At 66.0% G+C, this 12,407-nt stretch carries 8 protein-coding genes; 6 read left to right on the forward strand and 2 right to left on the reverse strand.

Annotated features, from left to right (window positions below; translation table 11 throughout):
• The first annotated feature begins 6 nt into the window (after positions 1-6).
• Positions 7-1,761 carry a peptide MFS transporter gene (locus ACTJJM_RS03045; protein WP_019336990.1) on the forward strand — a complete coding sequence of 585 codons (1,755 nt, stop codon included), beginning with the start codon at positions 7-9 and terminating at the stop codon, positions 1,759-1,761.
• A gap of 57 nt (positions 1,762-1,818) precedes the next feature.
• Here ACTJJM_RS03045 and ACTJJM_RS03050 read toward each other — a convergent pair whose 3' ends face one another.
• Together ACTJJM_RS03050 and ACTJJM_RS03055 are read right to left on the reverse strand one after the other, a co-directional pair.
• Positions 1,819-3,801 carry an alpha/beta hydrolase family protein gene (locus ACTJJM_RS03050; RefSeq protein WP_191850865.1) on the reverse strand — a complete coding sequence of 661 codons (1,983 nt, stop codon included), beginning with the start codon at positions 3,799-3,801 and terminating at the stop codon, positions 1,819-1,821.
• A gap of 167 nt (positions 3,802-3,968) precedes the next feature.
• The gene (locus ACTJJM_RS03055) at positions 3,969-4,604 is read right to left on the reverse strand and encodes a LysE/ArgO family amino acid transporter (protein ID WP_005408523.1); all 636 of its coding nucleotides are present in this window, start codon (positions 4,602-4,604) and stop codon (positions 3,969-3,971) included.
• 138 nt (positions 4,605-4,742) lie between these two features.
• Here ACTJJM_RS03055 and ACTJJM_RS03060 point away from each other — a divergent pair, with 138 nt between their 5' ends.
• The 5 genes from ACTJJM_RS03060 to mdcA all read left to right on the forward strand — a co-directional run bounded on the left by ACTJJM_RS03060 (position 4,743) and on the right by mdcA (position 12,407).
• Entirely contained in the window at positions 4,743-5,648 is a 906-nt protein-coding gene (locus ACTJJM_RS03060; protein ID WP_006424060.1) for a LysR family transcriptional regulator ArgP, read from the forward strand.
• Positions 5,649-5,817: 169 nt separating this feature from the next.
• Positions 5,818-6,264, forward strand: coding sequence for a GNAT family N-acetyltransferase (locus tag ACTJJM_RS03065; RefSeq protein ID WP_010483402.1), 447 nt, complete (start codon positions 5,818-5,820; stop codon positions 6,262-6,264).
• A 193-nt stretch (positions 6,265-6,457) separates the two neighbouring features.
• A complete protein-coding gene (gene mqo / locus ACTJJM_RS03070) occupies positions 6,458-8,152 on the forward strand; it encodes a malate dehydrogenase (quinone) (protein ID WP_019336986.1) in 1,695 nt (564 codons plus the stop codon).
• A 262-nt stretch (positions 8,153-8,414) separates the two neighbouring features.
• A complete protein-coding gene (locus tag ACTJJM_RS03075; protein WP_440865134.1) occupies positions 8,415-10,607 on the forward strand; it encodes a TonB-dependent siderophore receptor in 2,193 nt (730 codons plus the stop codon).
• 156 nt (positions 10,608-10,763) lie between these two features.
• A complete protein-coding gene (gene mdcA, locus ACTJJM_RS03080) occupies positions 10,764-12,407 on the forward strand; it encodes a malonate decarboxylase subunit alpha (RefSeq protein WP_440865135.1) in 1,644 nt (547 codons plus the stop codon).

A 12,407-nucleotide genomic window follows, 5' to 3' on the forward strand; every position in this document is an offset into this window, starting at 1 on the left:
TCCGCGATGAATTCCACCGCTATCGCTTCCGACGATTTCCTGGGCCACCCCAAGGGCGTCTACGTCTGCTTCTTCACCGAAATGTGGGAGCGCTTCTCCTTCTACGGCATGAAGGCGCTGCTGCTGCTGTACCTGACCAAATACCACCTGTTCGGCGACAAGGCCGGCCTGGACCTGCTCGGTGCCTACGGCGGCCTGGTGTACTGCATCCCGGTATTCGGCGGCATGCTGGCCGACCGCTGGCTGGGCATGCGCCGGGCGGTGCTGTTCGGCGGTATCCTGCTGGTGCTCGGCCACCTTGGCATGGCCTTCGAAGGCCACGCCGCGTACCGGGTGAACGGCGAAGTGGTGCGCGACACCTCGGCACTGGCGGTGACCTACCTGTCGCTGGCACTGATCATCATGGGCGTCGGCTTCCTCAAGCCGAACATCTCCACCATCGTCGGCAAGCTGTACGCCAAGGACGATCCGCGCCGCGATTCGGGCTTCTCGCTGTTCTACGCCGGCATCAACCTCGGCGCGCTGTTCTCCTCGCTGGTGTGCGGCTTCCTCGGCGAGGCCTATGGCTGGAAGTACGGTTTCGGAGCAGCCGGTATCGGCATGCTGGCCGGCCTGGCGATGTTCCTGTGGGGCCAGAAGTACCTGCAGGGCCATGCCGAACCGCCGCAACCGGCGGCACTGAAGCAGAAGGTGCTGGGCCTGCCGCGCGAATGGCTCATCTATCTGTGCGCGGTGCTCGGTGTGCTGCCGGTGGCGTGGCTGATGTGGGCCGCCGGCAATGGCGCATTCGCGCTGGGCGGTGAAATCAGCCTGGCGCTGATGCTGATGCTGGTGGTGCTGGGCGGCGTGCTGGTCTGGTTCGCCTGGTTCACCGGCAGCAAGTGCACGCCGGTGCAGCGCCAGCAGATGATCGCGCTGATGGTGCTGATCTTCATGGCGCTGGTGTTCTTCACGATGTACGAGCAGTCCTACGGCTCGTGGGTGACCTTCACCGACCGCCTGCTGACCAAGGACATCGTGCCCTCGCTGGTGATCACCGGCGGTACCCCGCTGCCATGGTCGATCATCTCGCTGCTGCTGGCACCGCTGGGCTTCGTGGTCAGCGCGCGCCTGTCCGAGCGGCGCCCCGGTTCGGCTGCGCCGCGCACGTTCTTCGCCGCCATCGTCGTGCTGATGCTGGTGCTGCTGGTGCGCGACTGCCTGGTGATCCCGCAGACCGCCGGCTCGCTGACCTATCTGGGCGGCCTGTTCCTGGTGCTGCTGGCACCGGCCTTCGCCGCACTGTGGACGTGGATGGACCGCCGCGGCTGGGAACCGGGCAAGCCGGTCAAATCGGCCTGGGGTCTGGTGATCGGCGCGCTGTCGTTCGTGCCGCTGGCACTGGCCGCACAGCAGGTCGGCGCTACCGGCGAGATGGCCAGTGTGTGGTGGCTGGTGCTGGCCTACTTCCTGCTGGCCAGTGGCGAGATGTGCTTGTCGCCGGTCGGCCTGTCGGCGGTCACCCAGTTGGCCGTGCCGCGGGTGATGAGCCTGATGATGGGCACCTGGTTCCTGGCCACCGCCTTCTCGGAAACGCTGGCCGCGCTGTTCGGCAAGCTGGCCGCGATCGAGGTGCCAGAAGGCGAATCGCTGGACATGGTGGCCGCCGCCGGCGCCTATGCGCACCTGTTCTGGCTGCTGATGTGGATCGGCCTGGGCTGTGCGCTGGCCGCCTTCATTGCCGCGCCGCTGCTGAAGAAGATGATGCACGGGGTCAAGTAAGCCCGCTGCAGGCAAAATCCGGGGCGGCGGATCGATCATCCGCCGCCCCCGGCTTGTTCAGGGCGCGCTGCTCTTTTCCGCAGGCGCGGCCTGCGCGGCCACCTGTCCCCCCAGGCTGCGCGAGAGGAAGGCCAGCAACCTGCTGTAGTACGTGCGTTGATTGGCAGGAGAATAGAAACCATGCCCTTCGTTCTTGACGAACAGGGTTTCCACCGGCGAGCCGGCCTTCTTCAACGCAGCTTCCATGCGTTCACTGTGCACGATCGGCGCACGCTGGTCCTGGCCCCCCGCGGCCAGGAATACCGGCACCCGCACCTGCGCGGCCAGATTCACCGGGGAACGCTCTGCCAGATCCTTGGGCGACCCCAGCCAGTTGCGCAGATAGGCCAGGCCTGACTCATCACTCTGGATGTCTCCACGGGCGTACATCAACGGCAGGTCGTAGATGCCGACGTAGCCTGCCGCGCACTGGTAGAGGCCCGGTTCGCGCACCGCCCCCATCATTGCCGCATAGGCACCGTAACTGGCCCCGTAGATGCAGATGCGGTTCTTGTCGGCCACGCCCTGTTCGATCGCCCAGCGCGTGGCATCGGTGACGTCATCCTGCATCGACAGTCCCCATTGCTTGCGCGCGGCCTGCATGTGGGCCCGGCCATAACCGGAAGAGCCGCGGAAATTCACCTGCAATACCGCGTAACCTGCCGCCGCCAGCATCTGCGCCTCGGCGTCATAGGCGCCGTCGTCGGCAACACCGATCGGACCTCCGTGCGGCACCACCACCATCGGCAGCGCACGGGCCTCGCGGCCGTGCGGGACGGTAAGGAAGCCATGCAGCGGACGCCCATCGCGCGCCTTCAGGCTGATCGGACGCACCTCCGCCGCCAGCGCGGGGTCGATCCAGTCGCTGCGGCTTATCAGGTGCCGTGCACTCTTGCCAACCGTGTCATAGAGATAGAAATCGCCCGGATTGCTGCCTGACCAGGTTTCCACCAGCACCGTCCTGCCATCGCGCGTGCTGGAGGTGATGTAGGCCGCTCCGCCCAGGCCCGCTTCGAGGCTGCGGTAAAGGCGGGCTTCGTTCGAGGCGTCATCGAAGAATGCCGTTCGCGGCGCACTGCCAAGGAACAGTGCCCCGACCGGCACGCGGCTGCCGGGGCGCCGGATGATGCGCGCCGGGTCGGCGCTCTCATCGCGCAGCACGGTGCGTCGTTCATTGCTCTGGGGGTCCCAGCTGACAATGGCATCGGGTCCGTCTGCCTGCTCGACCTGCAGGTACGCCAGGCGACCGTCGGCCGAGAAGCCGAGGGGCAGCTCGATGCGCTTGCTCAGGGATTCATCGTTGAGCAGGATCCAGTCGCTGTTGCTGCCTGTGCGGTAGTAGAGCTTCTGCGTGCCATCGGTAACGACAGCGCGCGCGAAACGCACCTCACCCTGCTCATCGATCGTGAAGTCCGCATCGGGGATGGGAGCCCGTGCCACCGCGTTGCGGCGACCGGTGATCACATCCATGCGCTCGACCTGGGCATGCGAACTGCCGACCAGCGGGATCACCGTCACCAGTGCGTTGCGATCGTCATCCTTGAGTTCGTCGCTGAGGTACGCGGCCACCAGGCCTGCCGGTTTGACCTTGATGTTGGTGCCCAGGCTCTGGTCGGCAACCCGGTAACCCACCAGCAGCTCGCCGCCCTTGCCGTTGGCATTGATACCGAACAGTTCGCCGGTCGGCGTCGGCCGGTCCAGCACGCCGAACTTCTGTGCCATGCCCACCAGCAGTCGCTCGTTGCTGACCCAGTCGAAGGTGTGGGCGTGATCGTTGCGGGGCGGGCGGAAGCTGCCGACCATCTTCATGTCGGCAATGCGATAGATCGCCAAGGCGGTTCCCGCCTCCAGCGGAACCGTCGCGGCGATGTACTCGCCCCCCGGCGAAATCTTGATGTCGGTAAACGACTCCTGCCGCAGATAGCGATCCAGGTCCAGCGCTGCGGCCGATGCCCCACCCACAACCGCTCCCAACAGTACAGCCAGCACAATCCTGCGCATCCTTCCCCCATGGAAAACCGGACACCCTGTCCGGATGCACGATTCTAGGCACGTGACCGATTGCCGCGCCACATCGGCAGAAAAAACGACGGCACCGTTGCCGGTGCCGTCGTTACCACTACCTTGGAGAGAGAGTCAGGACGTGGGTTCGGGGGGCGTGCGCCGGGTCAGTGGACCCCGCGCACCGCCAACGTGAGGGCCAGGATGCTGAGGATCACGGCAATGGTGCCGTCGAGCACGCGCCAGGTACTGGGCTTGGTGAACAGCGGCGCCAGCAGGCGTGCACCCAGGCCCTGCGCGGTCAACCACAGGCAGCTGGCGGTGACCACGCCAGCGGCGAAGGCCATGCGGGCGTTGCCGAAGTTCTCGGCGATCGAACCGATCACCATCATGTCCAGCCAGAAGTGCGGGTTGATCAGCGAGAAGCCGACCGCGGCCATCAGCACCGCGCGGCGGCTGCCGTCGTCACTGTCGGCCTCGCCCATGCCACCGCCACCGGCGATCGCACGGCGTGCCGACTTCATTGCGTACCAGGCCAGGAACGCGACACCCGTCCACAGCACGGCGGTGGTCAGCCACGGCAGTGCCGAGGTGAGCGTGCGCAGGCCGGCCACGCTGGCGAAGATGAAGATCGCATCGATGGCCGCACAGGTGGCAACCACCGGCACGATGTGCTTGCGCAGGATGCCCTGACGCAGAATGAAGGCGCTCTGGGCCCCGACCACGGCGAACAGGCCGATGCCGGTAGCTGCACCAGAGAACCAGGCACCGAGGCCGGTGCTGGCGGAGATGACCGAGAACATGGGATTCACTGCCTTTACTTGCTTGGGGGAACGGTGCCTCGCGAAGGCGGACAGCACCGGAACGGGCGCCATTGTCGCGCCGCAACATGAAAAAGACGAGCTAAACTTCCTAAACCAACATTAGCGGAACTTAATTCGATGCGTATCGACCATGCCCAGCTGCGCGCCCTGGCCGCGGTGATCCGCGAAGGCAGCTTCGACCGCGCCGCACAGTCGTTGAATGTCACGCCCTCGGCCATCTCGCAGCGGGTCAAGGCGCTGGAGGACCGGGTCGGCCGCCTGCTGGTCAAGCGCGGCACTCCGGCCACCGCCACCGCCGAGGGCCAGGTGCTGGTGCAGCTGGCCGAGCAGACCGCCCTGCTCGAACACGATGCCCTGCACCGTATGGGCCTGGCCGACGAGGACCTGCCCCAGGCAAGCATCCCGGTGGCGGTGAACCACGACAGCCTGGAGACCTGGTTCCCGCAGGCCGCCTCGCAGTTCGCGCAGAGCACCGGCACCACGCTGGACCTGCGCGTGGAAGACCAGGACCACACCGTCGAACTGCTGCGCCAGGGCACGGTGCTGGGCGCGGTGACCACCCTGGATGAGCCGGTGCAGGGCTGCCAGATCCACGCGCTGGGCAGCATCCGCTACGCGGCGACCTGTACCCCCGAGTTCCGCGAGCGCCATTTCGCCAAGGGCGTAACCGCGCAGGCGCTGGCGCAGGCCCCGGTGCTGGTATTCAACCGCAAGGACGAAATGCAGTCGCGCTTCGCCCGGCGCATGGCGGGCGACGACCTGCCCAGCACCGCGCCGACCTGGTGGATTCCGTCCACCCGCGCCTTCGTGCAGGCCAACCTGGGCGGCATGGGCTGGACCATGAACCCCCTGCCCTTGGTCAAGCGGCATCTGGACGCCGGGCGACTGGTCTACGTGCGCCAGCGCGCGTGGGAAGACGTGCCGCTGTACTGGCAGCATTGGAAGGGCGACGTGCAGACCATGGCCCTGCTGACCCGCGCGGTGCTGGACGCCTCCTCCGCGCTGATCCGGCGCAAGCGCTGAAAAGGGGACGGAGGGGATTAAGTCGTTCAAGAACCAAACGACATATCGGGCAAAGACGACTTAATCCCCTCCGTCCCCTTTTTGCTCCATCCAATCTCCACGCAACCTCCACACCGGGTCCATGCGTGATGCGGATACTGATCGGCCGATCACTGCAAGGATGCCCTGCATGCCTGTATTCGTCCGCGATGCGCGCCCCGAAGATGCCGCCGCCTGCATCGACCTGCGCGGGCGCACCCGCGAGAACGCCTTCAGTGCCGCCCAACTGGCGGAACTGGGCATCACCGAGGACAGCTGGGCGGCCGGCATCGCCCAAGGCGATTCGATCGGCCGCGTCGCCTGGGAGGGCGAGCGCATGGCCGGTTACTGCTTCGCCGACCGCGACAGCGGCGAGGTGCTGGTGCTGGCCCTGCTGCCGGACTACGAAGGCCGCGGCATCGGCCGCCAACTGCTGCAGGACGTGGTGAGCCTGACCCGCGATGCCGGCCACCGGCGGCTGTTCCTGGCCTGCTCGGCCGACCCGCGATCGCGCTCGCACGGCTTCTACCGCCGCCTGGGCTGGCGCCCGACCGGCGAGTTCGACGACGCCGGAGACGAGATTCTGGAGCTGGTCTGATTGAAGGCGTCGCCAGGCATGACCTGGCGCTATGGGTGACGGGGCCACGAAAGGTCGGATGCTGCGTTGCATCAAAAAAGGACCGGAACCGGTTAGAATCGCGCCAGGATGTTGCAAGGCGTTGTTTCTTCACGCCCTTTCCCTGCCCCACGCGCATCCTGACCTCCTCCCCTCCGCCAACGATCCCGCCCCCATGAAGAAATTTGGCAAGGCCCTGCTCGCCCTGCTCGTGCTGCTGTTGCTGGCCGCCGCGCTGTTCCTGTACTGGCCGCTGACCCAGCGCTCGGTGCCCGCCGCCAGCAACGACAAGCCCGTCGACGTTGTGCTGGTCGGCGCCGGCATCATGAGCATCACCCTGGCCACCTACCTGCAGGAACTGCAGCCGGACTGGAACATCCAGGTCTACGAACGCCTCGACGGCGTCGCCGGTGAAAGCTCCGATGGCTGGAACAACGCCGGCACCGGCCACTCGGCGTTCGCCGAACTGAACTACACCCCGGAACTGCCCGACGGCAGCATCGAGACCAAGCGCGCGGTCGGCATCGCCGAATCGTTCGAGGTCTCGCGCCAGTTCTGGTCGCACCAGGTCAAGCAAGGCCGACTGAGCCAGCCCAGCGACTTCATCAACCCGACCCCGCACATGAGCTTCGTCTGGGGCGATGACAACATCGCCTACCTGCACAAGCGCCAGCAGGCCCTGGTGAAGAATCCGCTGTTCTACGGCATGCAGTACTCGGAAGATCCGGCGCAGATCAAGCAGTGGGCCCCGCTGCTGATGGAAGGCCGTGACCCGAAGCAGAAGGTTGCCGCGACCTGGATGCCGCTCGGCACCGACGTCAACTTCGGCGTGATCACCCGCCAGCTGACCACCGGCCTGCAGCGCAGCCCGAACTTCAACCTGCACCTCAACCATGAAGTGAGCGCGCTGCGGCAGAACGCCGACAAGAGCTGGAACGTGACGGTGAAGGACCTCAAGGCCGGCACCGAATCCACCACCCACGCCCGCTTCGTGTTCATCGGTGCCGGTGGCGCCGCACTCAAGCTGCTGCAGATGTCCGGCATTCCGGAATCGAAGGACTACGCCGGCTTCCCGGTCGGTGGCCAGTTCCTCGCCTTCCAGGGCCAGGACGTGACCTCGCGCCATGGCGTGAAGGCCTACGGCATGGCCGAGACCGGTTCGCCGCCGATGTCGGTGCCGCACCTGGATGCGCGCAAGCTGGACGGCAAGCCGGTGGTGCTGTTCGGGCCGTTCGCGCTGTACAGCACCAAGTTCCTCAAGCACGGCTCGTGGTGGGACCTGTATTCCTCGGTCACCCACAACAACGTCGGCCCGATGCTGGAAGTGGGCAAGGACAACCTGGACCTGGTGCAGTACCTGATGGGCCAGGCACGCCTGAACGATGCCGACCGCCAGGCCGAGCTGGTCAAGTACTTCCCCAACGCCAAGCCGGGTGACTGGAAGCTGGTCACCGCCGGCCAGCGCGTGCAGATCATCAAGCGTGATCCGCTGAAGGGCCCGGTGCTGCAGTTCGGTACCGAGATCGTGACCGACAAGGACCACACCCTCGCGGCCCTGCTCGGCGCCTCGCCGGGTGCGTCGACCTCGCCGCCGATCATGCTGGACCTGATGGCCAAGGCCTTCCCGGACCAGATGAAGGCCGGCTGGGAAACCCGCCTGCGCGAAATCGTGCCGTCGTACGGGCGCAAGCTCAACGACAGTGCCGCGCTGGTCAACGAGATCCGCACGCTGACCAGCCAGACCCTGCACCTTCCCTACCTGGAAGTGCCGGTGGATGCCAACGCGGCAGCACCTGCACCGGCCGCAATTCCGGCTCCGGCTCCGGTCAAGGAAAAGCGCAACGCCAACGAGGAACTGCAGGCGCTGTAAGCCCGCCGTTTCCTTTCGACGCACACGGACGGCCACCTTTGGGTGGCCGTTCGTTTTTGGGGCGGCTCTACAGAAGGCGATGCCTGGTGCCGGAAAGCCGATGCACGATGACGCGAATTGTAATGTTGTTAAGAATTATTTACATTTGCGTCCTACGCAGTGACCGCGCCCCTCCCAGATGGACCTGATGTGCCCGAAGCCGCCGCCCCGGGTACTGGACGACTGCTGCCGCCCTTCCCCGCTTCCAAGCCTCGAGCCCACCATGTCCCTGACCCTGCGTAACCGCCTGCCCCGCCGCGCGCTGCTGCCGGCTGCCCTGCTTTCGTCGCTGTCCCTGCTGGCCGCGCCCAGCGCGTTCGCCGCCGCCGATGGCGCCGCCGATGCCAAGACCCTGGACCGGGTCAGCGTCCGTGCCGAGCAGTCCGCTCCGCCATCCAGCACCACCCGCCTGCCGATCACGCTGCAGGAAACCCCGCAGTCAGCCACTGCGATCAGCCTCAAGCGCCTGCAGGACGAATCGCTGTTCAGCATCAACGATGTGATGCGCAACGTCACCGGCGTCAGCGTGTCCTTCTATGACACCCAGCGCCCGCTGTACTACGCGCGTGGCTTTGCCATCACCGACTTCCAGGTCGATGGCATTCCCACCTACAGCGGCTCCACCAACCAGGAATACGACACCGCCTTCTACGACCGCATCGAAGTGATCCGCGGCGCCAACGGCCTGCTCAGTGGCGCCGGCGTGCCGTCGGCCACGGTCAACCTGCTGCGCAAGCGCCCGGGCAAGGAGTTCGATGCCTCGTTCGCGGTCAGCGCCGGCAGTTGGGACTACCGCCGAATGGAAGCCGACGTGACCGCACCGCTGACCGCCGACGGCCGTTTCCGCAGCCGCGTGGTCGCCGCCTACACCGATCGGGGCCTGTATTACGACCGCTACGACGAGAACAAGATGGCCGGCATGGCGGTGCTGGAAGGCGACGTCACCGACAGCACCACGATCACCCTCGGTTACCAGAGCCAGGATAACAACCCCACCGGTTCAACCTGGGGCACCGTGCCGTTCTTCGACAACCAGGGCAACTTCGCCCACCTGCCGCGTTCGACCAACCTGTCGCCGAAGTGGAGCTACTGGAAGCGCGAGAGCAACACCGCGTTCGCCAACCTGGAACAGCGCTTCGGTGACAACTGGCTGCTGAAGATCAACACCGCCTACACCCGTGGCAACGTGCAGAACGTGCGCCTGTACGGCACCGGCAACCCGGACCCGGTGACCGGCTCGGGCATCTTCCTGCGCGCGGCCGCCGGCGATTCCAAGGACACCCGTCGCAATGTCGATGCCTACCTGTCCGGCAGCTTCGACCTGTTCGGTCGCGAGCACGACCTCACCGTTGGCGCGCAGTGGTCGGACCTGGAAGGCACGACGAATACCCTCGCGCTGAACTACCCGACCGACTGGGCGCGCTGTGGCAGCGAACGCTGCTACTACATCCCCAATGTGTACAGCTGGAACGGCGACATCTCCGAAGTGACCTACCGCCGCACCGGCGCGCGCCGCGTGGCCAGGACCACGCAGAGTGGTGTCTACCTGGCCACCCGTCTGCGCCTGGCCGATCCGCTGTCGCTGATTGCAGGCGCGCGCCTGAGCCGCTGGGAAACCCTCAGCCGCTCGTACAACGCCGCAGGCGCCTACACCGGCACCAGCGGTGCGTACAAGGTGAGCGATGAAGTCACCCCCTACGTGGGCCTGGTCTACGACATCACCCCGAACGTGTCGGCCTATGCCAGCTACACCGAGATCTTCAACCCGCAGAACTTCAAGGACCGCAACGAGAACCTGCTGGCACCGGTGCAGGGCTCGAACCTGGAAGCAGGCATCAAGACCCAGTGGCTGGATGGCCGCCTGACCGCCAATGCCGCCGTGTTCGAGGCCAAGCAGGACAACTACGCGGTGCGCGACATGGGCGTGCCGGAGGGTTCGCTCAGCGATGGCACCTCCGCCTACGTCGGCGTCAACGGCACCAAGGCGCGCGGCTGGGAGATGGACGTCAACGGCGAGATCCTGCCGGGCTGGACGGTCAATGCCGGCTACACCCACGTCAAGGTCACCCGCGCGGCTACCGACCTGCTGTACGCCAATCCGCCGAAGGATCTGTTGCAGCTCAACACCCAGCTGCAGCTGCGCGGCGCCCTGGAACGCCTGAGCGTTGGCGGCGGCCTGCAGTGGCAGAGCAAGGTGCAGGGCTACAACATCGCCTACCCGCTGGGCGGCACGGTCACGGTGAACCAGCCGGCCTACATGCTGGTGCACTTCAATGCCAACTACCGCATCAGCGACAGCTGGACCGCAACGCTGAGCGTGCGCAACGCACTGGACAAGACCTACTGGGCGAATCTGGACTACAACAACTACGGCGAACCGCGCTTCGTGTCGGCCAGCCTGCGCTGGAAGTTCTGAGCCACCCGCAAACCGGTGGGTGCTGACGGTTGGTCGGCACACCGCAATCCTGGATGGGCCCGCCTTCGCGCGGGCCCTTCTTTTTGCTGCACTGCAGGTTGCACCCCTCGTCGTAATTATGCCGTAATTACATCGACACCAATCGGAAGCCGGTCGATGAACCCGAGCTGGGATACGTTGGAACGCAGCCGCCAGGCCCGCCTGGAACGTGCCGCGCCGTGGGCCCGGGGACGCGAGGTCGCCGCCACCGATGTGGGCGAGCTGCTGCACGCACTGCTGGAGCCAGGCGACAAAGTCTGCCTGGAGGGCAACAACCAGAAGCAGGCCGACTTCCTCGCCCAGGCCCTGGCCGACCTCGACCCGGCACGGGTGCACGACCTGCACATGGTGCAGTCGGTGCTGTCGCTGCCCTCGCACCTGGATGTATTCGAGCGTGGTATCGCTTCGAAACTGGACTTCTCGTTCTCTGGCCCGCAGTCGGTGCGGTTGGCCAACCTGGTGGCTGAAGGGCGCATCCAGATCGGTGCCATCCACACCTACCTGGAACTGTTCGGCCGCTACTTCATCGACCTGACCCCGCGCGTGGCCCTGGTCGCCGCGCAGGCCGCAGACCGCCACGGCAACCTCTACACCGGCCCGAACACCGAAGACACGCCGGTGATCGTCGAAGCCACCGCCTTCGGTGGCGGCATCGTCATTGCCCAGGTCAACGAAATCGTCGACACCCTCCCCCGCGTCGACATTCCCGCTGACTGGGTCAACTTCGTGGTGCAGGCACCGAAGCCGAACCATATCGAACCGCTGTTCACCCGCGACCCGGCGCAGATCTCCGAGATCCAGGTGTTGATGGCGATGATGGCCATCAAGGGCATCTACGCCGAGTACGGCGTGAACCGCCTCAACCATGGCATCGGCTTCGATACGGCGGCCATCGAACTGCTGCTCCCCACCTACGCCGAATCGCTCGGCCTGAAGGGAAAGATCTGCCAGCACTGGGCACTGAACCCACACCCGGCACTGATTCCTGCCATTGAATCGGGCTTCGTGAAGTCAGTGCACTCGTTCGGTTCGGAACTGGGCATGGAGAAGTACATCGCCGCGCGAGGCGATGTGTTCTTCACCGGTGCCGATGGCTCGATGCGCTCGAATCGTGCGTTCTCGCAGACCGCCGGCCTGTATGCCTGCGACATGTTCATCGGTTCCACATTGCAGATCGACCTGCAGGGCAACAGCTCCACCGCCACCCGCGACCGCATCGCCGGCTTCGGTGGCGCACCAAACATGGGCTCGGATGCGCGCGGTCGCCGCCACGCCAGCGATGCCTGGATCAAGGCCGGCCAGCAGGCAGCACGCCCGGGCGAAATGCCGCGCGGGCGCAAGCTGGTGGTGCAGATGGTGGAAACCTTCCGCGAGCACATGGCGCCGGCCTTCGTCGAACGCCTCGATGCGTGGGAACTGGCCGAACGTGCGGACATGCCGCTGCCGCCGGTGATGATCTATGGCGACGACGTCAGCCATGTGCTGACCGAGGAAGGCATCGCCAACCTGCTGTTGTGCCGCACCCCTGAGGAGCGCGAACAGGCGATCCGTGGCGTGGCCGGCTATACCGCCGTGGGCATGGGCCGCGACCGCGCGATGGTGGAAAACCTGCGCGACCGCGGCGTGATCCGCCGTCCCGACGACCTGAGCATCTCTGTGCGCGATGCCAGCCGTGACCTGCTGGCGGCGCGTTCGGTGAAGGACCTGGTGCGCTGGTCCGGCGGACTGTACGACCCGCCCAAGCGCTTCCGCAACTGGTAA

It is taken from the genome of Stenotrophomonas sp. 22692 (assembly GCF_052045015.1).
In the GTDB taxonomy this organism is placed as follows: Bacteria; Pseudomonadota; Gammaproteobacteria; order Xanthomonadales; family Xanthomonadaceae; genus Stenotrophomonas; species Stenotrophomonas geniculata.

Coding starts and splice junctions, on each gene's coding strand:
- ACTJJM_RS03045 (WP_019336990.1), top strand. CDS start 7: ATGAATTCCACCGCTATCGCTTCCGACGATTTCCTGGGCCACCCCAAG.
- ACTJJM_RS03050 (WP_191850865.1), bottom strand. CDS start 3,801: ATGCGCAGGATTGTGCTGGCTGTACTGTTGGGAGCGGTTGTGGGTGGG.
- ACTJJM_RS03055 (WP_005408523.1), bottom strand. CDS start 4,604: ATGTTCTCGGTCATCTCCGCCAGCACCGGCCTCGGTGCCTGGTTCTCT.
- ACTJJM_RS03060 (WP_006424060.1), top strand. CDS start 4,743: ATGCGTATCGACCATGCCCAGCTGCGCGCCCTGGCCGCGGTGATCCGC.
- ACTJJM_RS03065 (WP_010483402.1), top strand. CDS start 5,818: ATGCCTGTATTCGTCCGCGATGCGCGCCCCGAAGATGCCGCCGCCTGC.
- mqo (WP_019336986.1), top strand. CDS start 6,458: ATGAAGAAATTTGGCAAGGCCCTGCTCGCCCTGCTCGTGCTGCTGTTG.
- ACTJJM_RS03075 (WP_440865134.1), top strand. CDS start 8,415: ATGTCCCTGACCCTGCGTAACCGCCTGCCCCGCCGCGCGCTGCTGCCG.
- mdcA (WP_440865135.1), top strand. CDS start 10,764: ATGAACCCGAGCTGGGATACGTTGGAACGCAGCCGCCAGGCCCGCCTG.